Source organism: Synechococcus sp. PCC 7336, assembly GCF_000332275.1.
Classification (GTDB): Bacteria; Cyanobacteriota; Cyanobacteriia; order Thermostichales; family PCC-7336; genus PCC-7336.
This window is the reverse complement of sequence record NZ_CM001776.1, coordinates 3,470,008-3,487,560: the sequence shown is the minus strand read 5'-3', so window position 1 is coordinate 3,487,560 and position 17,553 is coordinate 3,470,008. Positions and strand designations below refer to the sequence as shown.

The 17,553-nt window shown below is 49.5% G+C and carries 14 protein-coding genes; 3 read left to right on the top strand and 11 right to left on the bottom strand.

The features are described 5' to 3' along the window. Positions 1-17 precede the first annotated feature (17 nt). Genes SYN7336_RS16720 through SYN7336_RS16705 form a run of 4 tightly spaced genes read right to left on the bottom strand, consistent with a single transcriptional unit; the run spans position 18 to position 10,243 of the window. Positions 18-2,018 carry an RHS repeat domain-containing protein gene (locus tag SYN7336_RS16720; protein ID WP_071590799.1) on the bottom strand — a complete coding sequence of 667 codons (2,001 nt, stop codon included), beginning with the start codon at positions 2,016-2,018 and terminating at the stop codon, positions 18-20. Then, a complete protein-coding gene (locus tag SYN7336_RS32040) occupies positions 1,913-7,015 on the bottom strand; it encodes an FG-GAP-like repeat-containing protein (RefSeq protein ID WP_020480087.1) in 5,103 nt (1,700 codons plus the stop codon). The genes SYN7336_RS16720 and SYN7336_RS32040 overlap by 106 nt, the downstream gene beginning before the upstream one ends. Beyond that, positions 6,969-9,419 (bottom strand): Ig-like domain-containing protein, encoded by a 2,451-nt coding sequence (locus SYN7336_RS16710; protein WP_020480086.1) that lies wholly within the window; start codon positions 9,417-9,419, stop codon positions 6,969-6,971. Before SYN7336_RS16710 ends, SYN7336_RS32040 begins: the two co-directional genes overlap by 47 nt. Beyond that, entirely contained in the window at positions 9,416-10,243 is an 828-nt protein-coding gene (locus SYN7336_RS16705; protein ID WP_156820195.1) for an Ig-like domain-containing protein, read from the bottom strand. The genes SYN7336_RS16710 and SYN7336_RS16705 overlap by 4 nt, the downstream gene beginning before the upstream one ends. Before the next feature lie 327 nt (positions 10,244-10,570). On the opposite strand from SYN7336_RS16705, the gene SYN7336_RS16700 reads away from it, so the two are divergent. After that, positions 10,571-10,933 (top strand): DUF6717 family protein, encoded by a 363-nt coding sequence (locus tag SYN7336_RS16700; RefSeq protein ID WP_026101087.1) that lies wholly within the window; start codon positions 10,571-10,573, stop codon positions 10,931-10,933. A 129-nt stretch (positions 10,934-11,062) separates the two neighbouring features. Here SYN7336_RS16700 and SYN7336_RS16695 read toward each other — a convergent pair whose 3' ends face one another. The 3 genes from SYN7336_RS16695 to SYN7336_RS16690 are packed head-to-tail and all read right to left on the bottom strand — an operon-like array spanning position 11,063 to position 12,689. After that, on the bottom strand, positions 11,063-11,503 hold the full coding sequence (locus tag SYN7336_RS16695) for a hypothetical protein (RefSeq protein WP_017327089.1): 441 nt from the start codon (positions 11,501-11,503) through the stop codon (positions 11,063-11,065). Next, positions 11,500-11,817 (bottom strand): hypothetical protein, encoded by a 318-nt coding sequence (locus SYN7336_RS31080; RefSeq protein WP_156820194.1) that lies wholly within the window; start codon positions 11,815-11,817, stop codon positions 11,500-11,502. The genes SYN7336_RS16695 and SYN7336_RS31080 overlap by 4 nt, the downstream gene beginning before the upstream one ends. Before the next feature lie 8 nt (positions 11,818-11,825). Continuing rightward, positions 11,826-12,689 (bottom strand): hypothetical protein, encoded by an 864-nt coding sequence (locus SYN7336_RS16690; RefSeq protein ID WP_017327088.1) that lies wholly within the window; start codon positions 12,687-12,689, stop codon positions 11,826-11,828. 213 nt (positions 12,690-12,902) lie between these two features. Here SYN7336_RS16690 and SYN7336_RS16685 point away from each other — a divergent pair, with 213 nt between their 5' ends. Then, positions 12,903-13,541: a DUF4291 domain-containing protein gene (locus tag SYN7336_RS16685; RefSeq protein WP_202951114.1), complete on the top strand. Its 639-nt coding sequence runs from the start codon at positions 12,903-12,905 to the stop codon at positions 13,539-13,541. Between the two features lie 19 nt (positions 13,542-13,560). Here SYN7336_RS16685 and SYN7336_RS16680 read toward each other — a convergent pair whose 3' ends face one another. Then, positions 13,561-13,896 carry a hypothetical protein gene (locus tag SYN7336_RS16680; RefSeq protein WP_017327086.1) on the bottom strand — a complete coding sequence of 112 codons (336 nt, stop codon included), beginning with the start codon at positions 13,894-13,896 and terminating at the stop codon, positions 13,561-13,563. 369 nt (positions 13,897-14,265) lie between these two features. On the opposite strand from SYN7336_RS16680, the gene SYN7336_RS16675 reads away from it, so the two are divergent. Next, complete coding sequence (locus SYN7336_RS16675; RefSeq protein WP_017324155.1) at positions 14,266-15,048, top strand: IS5 family transposase; 783 nt, start codon at positions 14,266-14,268, stop codon at positions 15,046-15,048. 377 nt (positions 15,049-15,425) lie between these two features. On the opposite strand, the gene SYN7336_RS16670 is transcribed toward SYN7336_RS16675, so the two are convergent. The 3 genes from SYN7336_RS16670 to SYN7336_RS33060 form a co-directional block, all read right to left on the bottom strand. Continuing rightward, the gene (locus SYN7336_RS16670; RefSeq protein WP_017327085.1) at positions 15,426-15,815 is read right to left on the bottom strand and encodes a hypothetical protein; all 390 of its coding nucleotides are present in this window, start codon (positions 15,813-15,815) and stop codon (positions 15,426-15,428) included. Between the two features lie 577 nt (positions 15,816-16,392). Beyond that, positions 16,393-17,112, bottom strand: coding sequence for a hypothetical protein (locus tag SYN7336_RS31075; protein ID WP_156820193.1), 720 nt, complete (start codon positions 17,110-17,112; stop codon positions 16,393-16,395). A 17-nt stretch (positions 17,113-17,129) separates the two neighbouring features. Beyond that, positions 17,130-17,459 carry a putative toxin gene (locus tag SYN7336_RS33060; RefSeq protein ID WP_227498687.1) on the bottom strand — a complete coding sequence of 110 codons (330 nt, stop codon included), beginning with the start codon at positions 17,457-17,459 and terminating at the stop codon, positions 17,130-17,132. Positions 17,460-17,553 lie beyond the last annotated feature (94 nt).

The following is a 17,553-nucleotide window of genomic DNA, read 5'->3' as shown; positions in this document are numbered from 1 at the left end:
GTTCTCTCCTTTGCTTCCTAGTCAAATATATTGCCAATAGCGTCTCCGGAAAATATACCTTTTCCGAGTTCGACAATTTCAATAAAGATATCACCAGTTTCGGGATCAACCCCAATATCTGGATTTCTCCGGCCTTGATTTGCACGTACACTAGGATCTCTTTTGGCTCTATGAATCCTCGTATTCACCTCATCAATGTCGAGATCGAGTGCTCTTGCTATTTGTCCAGGTCTGCTCAATAGCTGCTCTGGATTTGGATGTAGAAACTCATCAAAATCAGATGATAATATATTTTGAATAAGTTCCTTTCCGACACTTAGATCGATCGGAGGGAGAAGAACGTTGATCGCATCCTTGATAGAGTCTTCTCCTCCAAAGACTTGAGGTAATAGATTTTCAAGCGGTATGCCCTTAAGATCGGTGATATCTAAAGGTATAGGAGGAGCTTGGCTCAGAGTGTTTGAGTCACCAACAGATTGAGTCAGATCGATTACTGCCGATGCTGCCAGATTAAAAGTCGTTTGACTGCTCGCTTGTCGCGCTTGCTGCTCTAGCGCCAATCCAACCACGCCTCCCACCACAGCCGCTCCAACAATACTGCCTGCGATAACAGGAACCGAAACAGGCGCAGTCGCAACCGCTGCTGTAGCAGCTGCAGCAGTTAATGCAGCTTTGGCGATGACAGTCAGAACGGGTGGAGCTAGAGCTGGTGCAAAAACATTACCAGAAGGATCGGTAAAGTTGAGGGGAGAATTCCCAACATAGCGGTTTAGGTTGGCATCTCCAGCACCGAAACTTAGTGGATCTTGGCTGATGAACTGTCCGAGGGAGGGATCGTAGTAGCGAGCTCGATAATAGTACAGCCCCGTTTCTACATCGAACTCGCGACCTGTATAGGCAAAGCGGAATTCAATATTGGAATTGGTCTGTCCGGTAATATTGCCAAAACTGTCGTAGCTGATGTGGTTGGCTACATTGCCTTGCGTATCAACCAGATCTCGAACACTCCCGAGATGATCAGTCAGGGCAAACAGTACCGACCCCTCAGCATCTTCCTGAGCCAATACCTGGTCGATCGCCGGTCCATGCAAATACCGATAAGCCAGATTACCGTTGCCATCAAACACCAGCGCAATATGCTCGCCATCATAAACAAACCGTTCCGTTTCCGCCGCTAAGATCCCATCCCCATCAGAGTCCACCGTTTTGAGGATGCGGCGACCGAACACGTCGTAGTCATATTCCGCCGAGAGGGTGATGTTACCTGCCGCATCGCGGGTGACTACTGCTATCAGTTGATTGCGATGGTCCCAGTCATATTCGGTGACTTCGCCAGTCACTTTCTCCGTCTGACGAATGCGATTGCCTTCGCCGTCGTAGTCGTATCGATATTGCTCGTCTTCCAGGAGTTGATTGTTAGGTCCCGTGAGATAGCCAACATTCGTGCGATTGCCATTGGCATCGTAGCTGTAAGCCTCATCTGTCTGAAAGCCTTGCTCTGCAGAGGTCAACTGGTCGCGAGCATCGTAGGTGAAGTTGCTCACTCCATCGGGAGACACCAGTTGGGTAATCCGATTGGCAGCATCGTACTGATAGCGATACTTGGCGATCGCACCTCCATCATTCGACTGCTCGATCTGCTCCAGCCTGCCAGCGAGATCGTAGCTGTAGAGAGAGCTAGCGACCAACTGAGTTTGGGCCAGGTCGCTAAAGCTGTCCAACTGCGTCAGCTGACTGGCCGCATCATAGGCAAAGGCGACCGCCTTCTCAGCTACACCATTACCTGACTGAGTGATGCGAGTGACACGATCGAGCAAGTCATACTCAAAGGTTTCCAACCCAGCTTCGACGCCATTGATGCTGTCGGTCACAGAGGTGAGGTTGTTCTGGCGATCGTAACTGTAGTCCAACATCACTTCGGGGACACCGACCGAGCCGACGTTCGAGACCGAAGTGAGCCGACCGGCCAGATCGTAATCGTAGCTATAGGTGTAGAGAGCGTCGCCAGCAGCGCGCAATTGGCTGGCCGCATCGTAGGTGTAAGTGAAACTGCGCTCGATCGCCCCTCCATCCCCAAGAACTGTTCGTTCGTCAGTCGGTTGAGTGGATCGTAGATATAGACCGTGCGGCGGTTGTTGCGATCGGTGCGACTCACTAAATTGCCGACTTCGTCATAGTCATAGCTGCGGCTATTCAGCAGTTGATTGGTTTCCAACACCAAGCGATTGAGGCGATCGTACTCGTAGGTAGTTAGGTTACCGGCAGGGTCGAGCAGGGAAGCTAAATTCCCCTCCGCATCGTAGGTGTAAGTTGTTGGATCTCCATTGGCGTCGGTATTGCTTGCCAAGCGATTGAGTTCGTCGTAGGCGAAGGTAATGGTGTTGCCTAAGGCATCGGCAACGGATACCACATTGCCATTTCCGTCATAGGTAGTAGTTGTAGTGTTTTCTAGCGGATCGGTAACGCTGGTCTGGAGATTCCGACCGTCATAGGTGAAGGCGATCGTGCGATTCAGTTCGTCAGTAATGGACGTGAGACTGCTGTTTTCGTCGTAGCCGTACTCAACGGTATCTTCAAAGGCGTTGGTAATGGTCGTGAGACGATTGAGTGGGTCGTAAGCGTACTCAACAGTGCGACCTAACTCTTCGTCAACACCTAGCAAATTTCCAATGGGATCGTACCTAAACTGTGTGGATTGCAATAAGGGATCGAGGATTTCAGTTTGGCGATTGAGGGCATCGTAGCTGAACTGAGTCGTTCGGTTTAATTCATCGGTCACAGACAATAGATTGTTGGCATTATCATAGGAAAACAAAACTTGTCCGTCTAATGGATCTCTGGTTTTAACTAGACGATTGCGAGCATCGTATTCAAATTCGAGAGCGAATCCGCGCCGGTTGGTTTGACGTACTAGATTGCCGAGCTTGTCATCTTCAAATAGAGCGCTATTGCTATCGGCATCGATTTGCTCGATAAGGCGATCGAGCTCGTCGTATGCAAATTCCGTTCGATTAGTGTTGCGATCTGCTACAGAAATTAGGTTGTCCGCTAGATCGTATTCGTATCGAGTTGAATTCCCAACGGCATCAACTATTTCCGTCAAGCGATCGCGGGCATCGTACTCGTACCGTGTAGTATTTCCACGCGGATCGGTCACAGAGAGCAAGTTGCCATTTCGGTCATAGGAGAACTGAGTTGAGAATCCTTCAGCATCAATTTCTTCAATGCGACGACTGCGGCTATCGTAGCGATATTCAGTCAGATTTCCGTTGAAATCTGTTTCAGCGATGAGGTTGCCCCGCAAATCATAGGCAAACGTGGCCTGTTGTTCGAGAGCATCGAGGGTGGCAACAACCCGATCGCGTTCGTCATACTCAAACCGTGTGAGATTGCCATTCGCGTCCCGAACTGAGAGGACATTACCCCGTTCATCGTAATCAAAGAGAGTCACGGGAGAGCTTAAGGGTCCCTCCCCATCGGGATCGGCTTCAACAATTTGAGTTAGGCGATTGTTCGAATCGAACTCGTACTCGGTGCGATTGCCCAGTTCGTTTGTGAAGGCTGAGATGTTGCCGCTCAGATCGTCATATTCTTGACGGACGGTGGCTTCATCGGTCGTGCCGACAGCAAAGGTAGTGGCAATCAAGCGACCAAATGCGTCATAGTCGTTGTCGATGACGCGACCGAGGGCATCGGTGATGGTGTCCACCAATCCCAATGCGGTATAGGTGAACTGGGTTACGACATCATCAGTTTCACCAGAGATGCGATCGTCTTGGCCCACAACCTGTCGGGCCACCAATACATTGCCCGTAGTAGGATCGAGTTCGAAGAACGTGTCGCGCCCCAACTCATCGGTAGAGCGAGTCAGCTGATTGAAAACCGAATCGTACTCAAACGTTTGTCTGGTTTGAACTGCCCGACCATTGCGCCGAAAAGCGATGCGACGCTCGGACTGACTGAACCCGACCAGATCGTCCGCTCCATCCCCATCCAAATCTGCCAGCGAGAGATCGGTAATGCCTGCATCATTGGCAAATTCATTCCCCAATTGATTGAAGACAAACTGCCCCTCTCCATCCGTACTGAAGACAAACAGCTCGTCACCACCCGAGAGAGTAGAAACCGCCACATCGAGATTGCCATCGCGATCGACATCCCCGATCGCCAGGGAATCGGTGAAAAGATTGACCCTTCGGAAAGCATTCAAGCTGAAGTTTCCGCTGCCATTACCCAACCAGATCGAGACGCGATCGGTAGAGCTCATTCTAGGCCCAGAAGGAGCAAAGAAGGCTCCACTCGTCAAGGTGACTAAATCGAGGAAGCCATCGTTATCGAAATCGGCTAACTCGATCTCAGAAAGATTTGGAAAAACTGCATCAGGGGCAGCAAGAAACGTATTATCAGCAGTAAAAGTTCCATCCCCATCCCCTAGAGCAACAGAGATGCTCGAACGTGAAAAGTAGATCAGATCGGCATCGCCATCCAGATCGATATCTCCTAACTGAATTTGGTCTGCTTCTGCACGCAGCTCGAACTCTCCCAGTTGAGCGAGGCTGCCATCGGTCTCTCTAGAGAAGGTAAAGACGCGTTCGTAATCTTCAAAGATGGTCGTGAAACCACCGCCATAGCCCCCTCCGTAGCCACCCCCATAACCGCCGCCATAACCGCCACCAGTGTCGGGCACCCGGATACTTTGCCTGCCTGTACCGCTGACTGCAATGTCGAGCTCGCCATCCCCATCGAGGTCTGCCACCGCAATGTCCGTCAACTCCAACGAAGCAGCCCCATCTGTAGAGTCATCTGGCACTGAGATGGCAAAGCGATCTTCAAATTCAAACCTGCCCGCACCGTCACCTCGATAAATCGACAGGCTATCCTCGCCAAAGTTAACTGCAGCTAGATCTAGGAGAGCGTCACCATTGAAATCTCCCAAAACAAACATGGATGGCTCGAAACCAATCTCCGAGAGCATCCGAGGGCCAAATTGAGCCCTGCCATTGCCCAATTGGACAGAGAGCTCTGTGTTTGTGGCTGCAACGATATCGATATGTCCATCGTGATTGATATCTGCAGTGACCGGGGAGCGAGGGATATCAATGCCGTTATTGAAGAGGGTTTGAGTGGGCAAGAAGTCGAACTGACTCGGCTGCGATGCTGCAACCGAGAATATTTCATCGCTACTCTCAATAACATTGCCACGCTCGTCATAGACAAAGTTGGTGGTGGCTCCCCTTGCATCTGTGGATGCTGAGACTTGGTTCTGTTCGCTAAAAAACAGCACATCTGCATCGCCCAATCGGTCGCTAATCCCAGTGGGTTGACCGGCCCGGTCTAGGCTGATGCTGGTAACGTTCCCACTGCCATCGGCATAGTTGGCCGTGGGCTCGAGACGGGGGAGAACCTCTGGCGCAGTCTCTAGATTGCTCGTCAGCTCGGGTCGGAATAGTCCTTGTTGTGCGCTAGCGATCTGGATAGTGGAACCATCTTTTCTGAGTGCCCCCGTGGCGCGACCGGCAAAATCGTAGTAGGTTTCTTCGCGGTTGTCTAACTGGTCGACTTCGGCAGTTAGGTTGTGCTCCCGGTCGTACTCGAAGCTGCGGCTACTGCCGTCTGGGTCGGTGATACGAGTCAGATTTCCAAATTCGTCGTGCTCCAGTTGCGTCACCCGCTCAGCCGGATCGGTAATCGTATCGACGCGACCGTCCGCACCATAGGTAAAGCTGGTTTCCAGACCCACTGGATCGACGATCGCCTGTAACTGCCCCAACTCGTTGTAGACGTATTGGGTCTGGTTACTATTGCGATCGGTCACGGAGAGTAGCTGGTTGTCGGCGTTAAAACGATGCACGGTGCGATCTGTGAAAGTCCGTTGGAAGCTACCGTCAGCCAGCCGCTCTAGGGTGGAGAAATCTCCAGCGGGCGATTGATATACATCTCCTCCAGCAGCAGGCGCATCAAACACCAACTCGCTCCCATCGCCATCGATCAGTAGCAGAGAGCCATCGGCATTCTCAACAATCTCCTGCAAGCCCTGCAATCCCCAACCGGCCCCAAAGAAGCTCGCAACCGTATTGACCACAATCAGCTCGCCAGATTGCGAATCGAGGCTGCCCCGAAAACGCTCGCCGGGTCGGAAGAGGATGCCGCTCTCTAAGGTGTAAGCATATTGACCGGAGGCTACCTCCTGCAGCTCTGCCTGAAGCGCGCCGCGAAAGCTGCCAAAGATAGTGTCGCCATCCGCTCTCCAAAAATGGAATCCGGCTCCCAGACCTCCCCCACCCGAGAAGCCAGGGACGACATAGTCGAAGCCGTCGAGATTCAGCGTCAGTCTAGCGGTGAGGAAGTCTTCTGTTGCGCGCCCCTGGCGAGCGCTTTCGCGACCGAAGTAAACAATCGGTGACGGATTGGCTCGCTCCGAGTCGTAGGTCAGTTGAAGGCTGCGCTCTACTCCCACCGACAAGTAGCTGACCAAATCGTGAGTTTCCGTTAACCTGCCGGAAAAGGCATCGACTGAAGAAGTAGCTGGTAAGGGACAAGGGTGTTCCTCTGCACTGAGATCGTGGTTCAGGTTGAGGGATTCTGACTCAATGGGGTTACCTGAGGCCGGAATGCCAAAACCGTGCCAACTACTGGTGCGAATGCCCCCTTCAATGGTTTCGATGACCGAGCCATCGTCGCTGACCCGTCCCGTCCCCACAATGACAAACTCGCCCGTATTCGGATCGATGGAGTGCAGATCGAGTAACTCTCCGGGACCATATCCTGTCAGGTTGGGCAGAGTGAGTGCGGCGGGAATCTCGAACACCAACTCGGCAGGCTGAATCGTCACCACCAAATCCGGCAGCAAGCCCTCCGGTAGAGCAGCAGGAGTCAATTCGGGTGGCACCTCAGTAATGCTCAAACTGCCTGCGAAATCCTGAAACTGGCCGCTCTCGTCCACCACCTTGAGCGAGTTCGCACTCACCTCAACCGCTGCCCCCGGAATCGCCTCCGTGGTGACGAGAACATCCACAGCCGGATCGATCGCCTGACCGTTCGCAAGATCGATCGGGGGCAGATAAATCGGTCGAGTAATGACGTTTGTTCACTCCAGCGATCGCCTCTTGCCCCAGAAGTAGGGGCAATTGTTCGGCAATGAAGGGAAAAGTTCCTTCTACTGAATCGCCATGTACCTGCAGAATCTCGTCCCCCTGCAATTCCCCAAGCAATTCGATGGCGAACGACCCATCCGCACTCGTAAACGTTTCAGCATTGCCCAACGTCACCCGTACCCCCTCCAGGCGCAGTTGATCCCCCGTCACCGGATCGGCTTCGGTGCTGGCCACCGTGCCCGAAAAACGAGTGGTGGTAACCGGGTCGGCCACCACATCGAGCGTCACTTGCTGACGAACCTCAGCTCCGCCATCGGTGGCCACCAACGTGAAGCTGTAACTGCCAATCTCATCCAGTTGAGGCCGGAACACCAGACGGCCATTACCCTCCAACGTGCCCGCAGGCAGAGGACCATCCGCCTGAATTCGGAAGGTGACCGTATCCCCATCCGCATCCGTTGCCGTCAGCGGCAGCGATAGCGTGTCCCCCGGCATGACCTCCAGAGGCGGTAGGGGTTCGAAGACCGGCGCTCGGTTAGCTCCCCCCGACAGCACAGTCGCCTGCAAATCGAGCTGCAGCAGTTCGGGATTGCTGAAGCTGAGGGTCACCACATCGGAGAACTGACCGATATCCAATCCGCCCGAGAAGATGGCATTGCCCAAATTGATGTAAGGATTGCCCTCGCCATCAAAGCCAGAGGCAGACAATAACTCCACCCCCTCCGGCAAATTGGAGAAGACGATCGCCACCCGACGACCCAAGACTTCAGTCCCGGCATTGCGAATTTGCACTTCTGCCTGGTAGAGCCCCGTCTCGGCTTCCAAGCTGACGGTGTCGAAGTTGAGCTCAATCGTGTCGGCGCTTGCCACCGTCAGCTGGCTCAAATCCAGTTCGCCTGCTGCTGTCGCAAAGGCGTCGTTCTCGGGGAAGAGGGGTGCTTCATTCCCTTCGGGGTCAATCTCGACCGTAATGTTACTCAACTGCACCGAGGAGCCGGTATCCCCATCGGCATTAACCAACTGCACCACCAGTTGAGCGGAGTTGACCTCGCTCAAACGGGTGAGGTCGATCTCGACCGCCGAGCCGTCGAAGCGCACCAAGCCAGGGATAAAGTCAGCGCGATCGCCTGCGAGTGAGAAAAGCGCTGTTCCGTCTTCACCTAGCAGCGTTGCGCCCGTAACTGGATCGAGCAAATAAACCAACAGTTGGTCTTCAACCGCACCTCCCGTGGCAGAAGTATCGAAGTCTGTCTCTAGGTCAAAGCGGAGGGTGCGCGAGCCTTCGCCTAGGGGCAGGTCAATCGTGCGGTCGGTCTGAACGAGGAAACTATCGCGTTCGTCGAGCACAATGGCATCTTCAGTCCGAACGCCAAACCCAGTGCCGTCATTGGGACCGAGCACGAAATCGGGGGAGACTTGGAAGGAGAGTTGGGTTTGGCTGCGATTGCCCGCGAGATCGGTGGCCTCCAAGGTCAGTTGATAAGTACCTTCTGCCAGAGGAGTGCTGCCGATCGCCACATCGAAGCTGCCATCAGACTGCAAGTCCACCGCAGTCGCAGCTTGGCCGTCGAGACTGAACTGGGCCGTCAGAGGGCCGGAGGTATCGCCCACCGAGCCAATCAGTCGAGCCGTACCGCTGTGCTCGGCATTGACGATGGGAGCCAGAATCGTCAGGTCGGGACCGGTGGTGTCGAGGGTAAAAGTCAGAGCGGCGATCGCCGACACATTGCCAAATTCATCCGCTGCCACAAAGCTGAGGGTGTGCTCGCCATCGGCTAGCTCGCCAAACAGTTGCAGCAATTGCTCGGCAGACAGGGCAAAACTGCCATCGGGATTGAGTGCTGTAGAGATATCCACAAACTCGGCTACCGGCACGCCATCCAGACCTGCCCGCAGCAACGTTATTGCAGATTCATCTGAAACTGTGCCCGCAACAGCCACCTCGGACGTAATCCCATCCCCATCAACTCCGGTATCGCTCGTCAGTTCCACCGACAGCTCGGGCGGGGCAACATCCTCGTCTCCCGCCAGCAGCACCGTTACGGCAAAGGTCGAAACAATTTCATTTCTTGCCACATCGACCGCTCTAACCGTCAGACTCTGGGCTCCCTCGATCGCCCCCGCCAAACTTATCGCCACATCAAAACTGCCATCGGGATTCACCGGCACCTCAACTGCAGCCGTGCCCTCAAACTGATAGCTCAAACTGGCGATCGCCGAGCCCGTCCCGGCAACTGTCCCCTGCAAGCGAGCCCCTTCAGCAATCTCAGCCCCATCGGCAATGCTCTCCACCGCCGCCTGCGGTGCTTGACGGTCTACCGTCACCGCGATCGCCTCTGACGTGTTGCTGTTCCCCGCTGCATCGGTCGCGGTTGCGGTGACTTCGCGCTCCCTTCAGCTAGCTGAGCGATCGCAAACACAGTCGCGACATCGGTGGCGATCGCCTGAGACACGAGCTGCCCGTCCACAAATAGCTGAACGCTACTGCCTACTTCTGCTGCAACAGCAAACTCCAATGGCTCGGCATTGCTCATCCCATCGGCATCGCTCGAACCGCTGTCACTCCCAGCCAACAACTCGGGTGTCCCCAGCCCAGGTGCAGCCGTATCGAGCACAAATGCCAACTCCACAGGCTCCGAGAGATTGCCCGAGCTATCCTGTGCCACCAACTGCAGCGTTAATGGCCCATCGGGCAATGCGCCGCCATAAATGCTCGCCAGTTGGTCGTTCGTGAAGCTAAAGCTGCCATCTGCCTGCACATTGGCCAGCACATCCACAAACTCGGGATTGAGCCCATTGGCAAACCGAGCCACCAACCCCGCTACAGTGCGATTGTCAGTCACTTGACCGCTTATGGCGGAGTCATTGGTAATCCCATCCCCACTCTCAGCCCCCGTATCGTTAGCTAACCCAGCCGTTACTACGGGGGCGATCGTATCCGGCTGGGGATTGCCCGCAGGTTCGGCAACAACCGTAATGCTTTCGTTAAAAGTGAGATTGCCCCGAGTCAACACTGACCCCACCAACATCGCGGGGCTGTTAAACGAGACATTCCCCCCCGCCACCAACTGAGCGCGAGTATCCGCCACCCCATTGAAGGTCAGTCGCCACCGTAGGAGCTTCGGGGTTATATCATAGGATAATGTCATGAGCTGAAACACAACCCAAGATCAACACTTCGGACAGTTTTTCAGAGGCAACGGTAGAATGCGGGTTTCAGCCCCTCTGGATGCCCCAATCATCAACGGTAGAATGCGGGTTTCAGCCATTTTCGTAAAAACTGTCCGGACTATTGCCAAGATAAGAGGTCTATTTAGAACTCTTGCTAAAAAGATTTAATGGTACAACAAAAGACTTTTCAAGATATTTACATCTTCAGCACTTCAGGTGTGAACGTTAATGTCACAGAGGAAAATAGATTTTTATAGTTGGACTTATATTGTATCACAAAAACAATTGTGCAAGGGATCTAATATATGAGTAATTCACTAATGGTAGTCTTCCCATATAAATATCAGGATACATGGGTATTTGACGACGCTGAAATGGGGCTTACGAAAGAACCATTTGTCTTTGGAATACCTGAAATGATTGATCGTATTTCAAAAGATATGCCAGAAGCCAATAAAGGCTTTAAACTTATTTTCTCGGCCAAACCATTTCCTGGCTTTCAACAAAGCTTGATCTGGGTTAAGGAAGAGTATGAGGGTAACTGGTACAAGTCCTCTGAGTGGGATTTGGAAGGCTGGCTATGCCCAGCCTTATTATATTACTTTGAAGAAGCACCAAAAGAGATATATATAAAGGCAGAAAGGAAGCACAATAGAAGTACAAGTTAGTCATGCTAACACATTGAATTTATGATGTTCTTATGCAAGTCAGAGATTGATTTTTCGCAGACTCACCCAGATCTCTTTCAAAGCTATTGTCAAAGTTTCGTTTTTTCAATGGGTCTGTTCTCATTCACCCTATTTGATGTTGAGGGGAAACATTTGTAGGATATTCATTAGAGCGAACAGCTCAGATCCAGCAGGAGCCCAAACTGTGACGCCTAAGTTAGCCAGTGATATAAACTCACTTTCTTTGACACTATTAGATTGATTAGAACCATTGCTTCCATTTCTTTTGATCTTTACTTTTTTCTGAACGAGATCTAGTTCACCTGAGCGTAACTTACCGTCATAGAAGGATACTACTTCATTTGTTGTGAGTAAAGTCCAAAGTTCACTATTTCTAAAGAAAAGTAAAACTGGAATACCTTTATACTTTGAACAAGATTCAATCACCTCTTTTACCTTTTCAGGAGCATCTACATACCTCAGACATCTTTTATCAAATAATTTGTGTTGTTCGGCACGCCAAAGAATCCTGTTCTCGTACCATTTATCTCGTTTTATATTTTGATTCATAGGTCAAAATCAATAATGAAATCTGTATTGGGTGAGTCACTAAGTCTTACTCTACCTCCTTGAAAGCTTCGTCCTCTTTCTGCAAGCCTAGTCAAAGTATTAGCCAGTTTTTCATTTACGATAAATCCTGACTCAATGCTTACTCTAGTTGCCCCCTGCTCTCTAAAGACATTGAGAAGTAAATCGATATCATCTCTTGCTAAAGTTTCAGAGACATCAATTCTTGCAGTGACAGTTCCATCTGGAGAAAGATTGATACTACTTGGATCTACTCCCAATCGATCTATAGCACCCAGAACATTATCATCTAACAAACTATTATTCAGTCCAAGCGACGACCGATATTATTCAAAGTCGTCCCGAGGGCTACCACACCGAGAATGGTGGCTGCTACTGGTAGTGCTGCTGGGGCTAGTGCTGTAAACCCTGCGATCGCTATCCCCACAGCAGCTCCAGTGACAACGCCACCGGTAACCACTTCTCGTACAAACTGGTCTGGGTTAATTGGCTGGGGCTCAGTTAAAGGAGCTGTTTCAGGAGTAGTCGAAGGTTGGATTCCAGCAACATCTGGTCCATCGGTGCCATTCACAGCATCGGGAGACACCACAAAGGGTCCAACTCGGCGACGAGGATCGCGGGGACGATTGGGGCGGGGATCCCGAGGTGGTAGGGGCTCTTCTGGCTCGTTGATTTCTGCTTCCGGCTCGTCGACCGCAGGCTCGGGCACGGGGTTGTGCTCGCTATTGGACAGCTCGGTGCCTTGATTGGGAGAGGGAGCGCGCGGGGGTAGATCGTCCTGCGTGATGATGATATCGGCCCCTTCGTCAATGATTGGCTCGGGAGTTAGAGTGGGCTGTTCGGGAGCTTCGGCAATCGGCGGTTCGGGGGCTTCAGCGCTTGGTGATACAGAAGTCCTCTCATCAAAAGACACAGGCTCGGGGTTGACTGGGCTGAATTCCGTTGCTCTCAGCTCGGCGATCTCTCGATCTCTCGCAAGTGTCTGGTTAATGGTTGTTTCGGGAAGGGATGTCTTACTACCTTCAGCGATCTCGTTGGAGCGATCGCGTAGCTCGTTAATAGTTGCTTGGGGAATAGTAGAGCCGCTCTCCACGCTCAAATTAAATTGAAGTGGCGACTCTGCCTGATTGCCACTGGGGTCGATAAAGTTGAGCGGGCTGTTGCCCACATAGCGATATAAATGGAACTTTGGGCATTAGCGGGGTTGCGCGGGCGATGGGAGGTGCGATTAGCGCGGGTGGGGGGACTAGCATTGCCGTTGCACGACCGTGCGCTTGATGAGCGGCGATGCGGAACAGGCGGAACAAAGCGACTTCATTACCGTATCAGCCTCGGGACAAACTTGTAGTGGCCTTCAGGAGGGTCCTGCTGTTTAAATGAAATGGGTTCTGAAAACTCTGGCTGGAGCCTTATATTAGCAATGGTAATTTCTCACAAACAAATCAGGGCTATGTACAATGACACAACTATTCGCGTTTACCAGGCTTATGGAGACGCTATTGCTGACGCAGCACTTGAAAATGGTACTTTTGTAGCGCCATCATTCCAATTTGCGCGAATGACATGGATTAAGCCATCTTTCCTTTGGATGATGTATCGCTCTGGCTGGGGTATGAAGGAGAGTGGGCAAAGTAGAATCCTTGCTATTGATATTTCGAGAGAAGGCTTTAATTGGGCGTTAGAGCATAGTTTTTTAAGTCATCAATCTAGAAAATTTGTAAATAGAGAAGAATGGCTAAAAAACAAGAATAAAACTCCCGTCCGTATTCAATGGGATCCCGAACGTAATTTGAACTTACAGCCACTCGAATATCGATCTATCCAAATAGGCTTATCGAAGTTGGCTGTTGATTTATATGTTAACGAGTGGATTCAAAGCATTACTGAAATCACTATGTTAGCAAGGCAAATTTATTGCTTAATAGAGAATAGTAAAATTAAAGAAGCAGAGAAGCTATTGCCAAAAGAAGAAGAATATCCTCTTTCTCAATCACTTAAAGAAAAAATAGAAGCCGACTAGAATTTTCTCCGATCAAAAATTAGTATGATGAAAATGGACTATAGATTACTAACCCTGACTTCATGGCTTTTTCAAAATCCTTCTGCCTGGGAAGATCATTAACATTTTCTAGCCAGGTATTCCTTAGATATTCTTCCCAATCGGATAGCTTCATTTCGTTAATTGGCTGCAAAATTTCCTCGGGATGAAGTCCATCATCTGCAAGTTTCTTCAATGCTTTTTCGACAGCATCAACATAATCAATAGAATAAACAAAGCAGCTTACATAAGCTCCATTGAACTGTTTTGGCATTATAGAATCATTTAATACCTTTACATGAAAAGGGATGATAAAAACTTTCTGCATTACTTTCATGAGACAACTTGAGAAAAGATTATGAGCTGTCCATTGAGGCCAGGACATCTTGTGCCGCAAAGATTACAACCTCATAGAGTCAGACTTGATCTAATAAGTGTTCTAGCCATTATAGGCCAAGAAGAAACTGTTCTGACTGTCTCGCTTTAAGTTCCAAGCCAAACTATGCGAGCAACCTTAGTTAAGTATATACATTAATCGCTCCTTGAAATCGATCATAGCCTAAGAGTACTTGTATAATGACTTCAGGAATTTATAGATCATTTGGGTCTACCACCCTGCCGCTTCCAGGAATGATGGAATTTCTAAGAGCGTGTCTGAAAAGGTCAGCAGATAAAGTTGAGAGGCTGAGTTAGAGCCTCCCAACCAATGACACGCCAATCCTACGACACCGATCTAACCCCTGCCCAGTGCGAGCTTCTAGCTCCGCTATTACCGCCAGCTAAGCCAGGCGGTCGTCCCCGCAGCGTCAACGTTTTCGAAGTGGTCAATGCCATCTTCTATCTGTTGAGAGCCGGATGTGCCTGGCGTCTGCTGCCCCACGACTTCCCCGCTTGGCAAACGGTCTACCATTACTTCCGTCAGTGGGAAGCCGATGGCACCTGGGAAGCTCTCAACCATGCTCTGCGCCAGCAACTGAGAGAAACGGTGGGGCGCAATCCTTCTCCCTCGGCAGCCTGCCTGGATTCCCAATCGGTCAAAACAGCTGGTGCCGCTCAAGAAACAGGCTTTGATGGAGGCAAAAAAGTTAAAGGTCGCAAGCGCACTATCCTGGTTGATACGATGGGTCTACTGCTGGGTGCCAAGGTCCACAGTGCCCGACGCTCCGACCATGACGGCCTCACCTTGCTGGGGATTTGGTTTGCCAGTATGTGGAGTTGCTTGCAATTGATTTGGACCGATAAAACCTTTGGTGGCAAATCTTTTGTGGCTTGGGTTGAGCAAGCGTTTGGCTGGACTATTGAAGTCGTACAACGGCCTGCTGAGCAAAAAGGGTTCCAGCTTTTACCTCGGCGATGGGTGGTTGAGCGCACCTTTGCCTGGTTTGGTCGATACCGTCGCTTGAGCAAGGACTACGAATATTTGCCCACTACGAGTGAGACGATGCTTTACGCTGCTATGGTCAATCTCATGCTTCGTAGGCTGGCTTGAGACTTTTCAGACACGTTCTAAACAACTGAATATCTTCAGGTGTTCGCAGGCCAAATTGATCAGGTGCTTGATTAATATCAACTCTCAATGGTGAACTGGAATCAGTTAAAACCTGTTCACCTCTATCAAAGATTGACCGCTGCCTTAGATTTTCTAAGAGTGATGTATCTACATCGACAGCTGTAACAGTAGCATTGCCCTGTCTATTTTCGAGAGCAAATTGTCTAGCTCGCTGTGGCTGGTCAAAATTTAGGAATAAAGCCCTCTCACCTCCACTTCTTGTAGTTATAGTAGGGACATCTATTTGGCCATTTTCTCCGACATTGATACGGGCAGGAAATGCATTCTCATCAACTCGAAAAACCGTTACTGCTGAATTATTTGGGCCAATATCCTATGTCGTGAGCACATTCATCGACTAGAAAATGAGCTTTACTTAGTATTTCTTTCTTATTTTCAACTGCTGATATATCAACAATCTTGCCATTTCTTATAACTATCTTTACCCAGTTTCGAGCCTGCCCACAATTCGGGCAATCCCACATGTCAATTAAAATTATATCTTTTCCTTCATCAGGAAGGCGAAGAGTTTCGTACCCTCCACCCTTGAGATCTTCCAAGGTGGCCTCCAAAATATCACCAATCCCGAAGCATTCAAATGATGGCTGTTTGCGAATTTTAATCTGTATATTTGTTGAGCTATCTGCCTTTGACACAAAAGCACAGTTGGGGCATTTTAAAAGGCCAACAAAAAAGTCAAATGCCATAATTAACCTTGGTTTTATGGTGTTTCTATCGGTATAACACGAATTGTTCTTGAATTGATTGTTACATCAAATCCCTGTGGAAAAGCCCTGGGTATGGTAAGACCGTTGAGTTTGGCTGGGTTTATATTTGCAATTCTGGCTAAATTATTGAACATACTTCGATCCGCTGTGATGAGTTGAGGAACTACACCGGATTCAACATCAGCAAAGAATGCTTCAGCTACAATTTGTCTGTCAGCAGTCCCTCTTGGTCCGCCTACAATGCGACCAGGTTGTTGTAATTCAGTTAGTAAAGACTGGAATTCAGGGCTACTGCTACTAACAGTTGTAGGTACTTGTCCTAGACCAGATGGTGCTGTCGGTAATTCTCCAGCACCTCTACTAGTTATTCTTAGATCCGATCCTAGGCTCTGCAGTCGGTCGACTGTGGCCTGATCAATAGGATTGAGACTAGCCCCTTGGCTCTGGTTCCTCAAGGCAATTGCAGCGTTAGAATCAAGAACTACTGAATTAGAGCTGAGAGGCGTGTTTAGACCTGGACTCGCTACTCTATTTGGGCCAGTAGCCTGCCTATTAACTACTTGAACTTTGATATTGCTGTTATGTATTGCATTACGTTCTCAATATGACTAGTCTCTGCCAAAACTTGTTCTTTCGAAAATATTCCATCTAATGAATTACAGGCAGAGTCCAAAGCCTCAGCATATTTTCTCCAGTCTTGAGGATCATCAAAAAAGGTCAATACAACTGTTGAAATTTTTAATGTAGAGGAGTGTTTGGCAAGCTTTTTAAGTTTTTCTATTTTGAGGTTATTCTGAAGAAGAATCTGTTTTGAAAAAATAGTCTTCCAGTAGAGTCCAGGCACTTTCTTGAAAGGGTTTCTACCAACCCATGATTCAATTGTATTTTTGCCGATTACTTTGACAACTCTGTTTCTGTGATCTCGTTCTTCTCCTTCGCAGATACATCCAAAGAAAGGATTCATATTACAAATTTCTTCTATCAATAAATCCAAAGAGGAGCTACGTGGAGAAGAAAAATTATCGATAAAAAGAGCTGCATAACTTTCTCTAAGCAAAAAGTTGTATCGACAAAAATCTGATGAAAGGAAGTATTTTTGAGGTGGTTGACTTAGTATTTTCTTGGCACTTCCCTCATTGAATTTTCTTGTATTTTTCGAACTAGGCTCTTCATCCTCGCTATAAGAAATAGGTCTTAATGGAACAGGAAAGGAAAATAATGTTTTCAGAACTTCTTTAGCTCTGATTTCTTCAAAGTAAATTATGCCAACTAACATTTATGCCTCCTTGAATATTATGGTCCAAGATCTGGACGACGAATAGCTTGATCAAATGATTCTTGAGCATTTCTCGACACCCGAGTATTTTCTCCTGTAATTAAAGTGGATCTTCTTCCCGATTCTCGTGCTGCATCCGTCTGTATTCGTATCTGTCGAGTGTTTGAAACAGTTTGAGTGTCCTTAATCTCAACAGAGACATCATCTGTTAGAGCGTCAGGAATGGAATTGCCTTCCGGAGAACTTACTCGTTGATTATTACTCGGAAGGTCAAGTTCCTCCAAAATTCTTGCCTCTGATTCACGTCCACGCTGTTGAGGGCTCTGGGTTCTACTATTTGGGTCAATAATTGAGTCAGAGGCAATTCACTTTTTAGATGTGATTTTCTCCGATAAATACTGGGTTTGAGCGGCTAAAGGAAAAAGACGGTGATGATTGTTA

Excerpts from the sequence above, each read along its gene's own strand:
- SYN7336_RS16705 (WP_156820195.1), bottom strand. The coding sequence starts at position 10,243 with ATGACATTATCCTATGATATAACCCCGAAGCTCCTACGGTGGCGACTG.
- SYN7336_RS16700 (WP_026101087.1), top strand. The coding sequence starts at position 10,571 with ATGAGTAATTCACTAATGGTAGTCTTCCCATATAAATATCAGGATACA.
- SYN7336_RS16695 (WP_017327089.1), bottom strand. The coding sequence starts at position 11,503 with ATGAATCAAAATATAAAACGAGATAAATGGTACGAGAACAGGATTCTT.
- SYN7336_RS16685 (WP_202951114.1), top strand. The coding sequence starts at position 12,903 with ATGGGTTCTGAAAACTCTGGCTGGAGCCTTATATTAGCAATGGTAATT.
- SYN7336_RS16680 (WP_017327086.1), bottom strand. The coding sequence starts at position 13,896 with ATGAAAGTAATGCAGAAAGTTTTTATCATCCCTTTTCATGTAAAGGTA.
- SYN7336_RS16675 (WP_017324155.1), top strand. The coding sequence starts at position 14,266 with ATGACACGCCAATCCTACGACACCGATCTAACCCCTGCCCAGTGCGAG.
- SYN7336_RS16670 (WP_017327085.1), bottom strand. The coding sequence starts at position 15,815 with ATGGCATTTGACTTTTTTGTTGGCCTTTTAAAATGCCCCAACTGTGCT.
- SYN7336_RS31075 (WP_156820193.1), bottom strand. The coding sequence starts at position 17,112 with ATGTTAGTTGGCATAATTTACTTTGAAGAAATCAGAGCTAAAGAAGTT.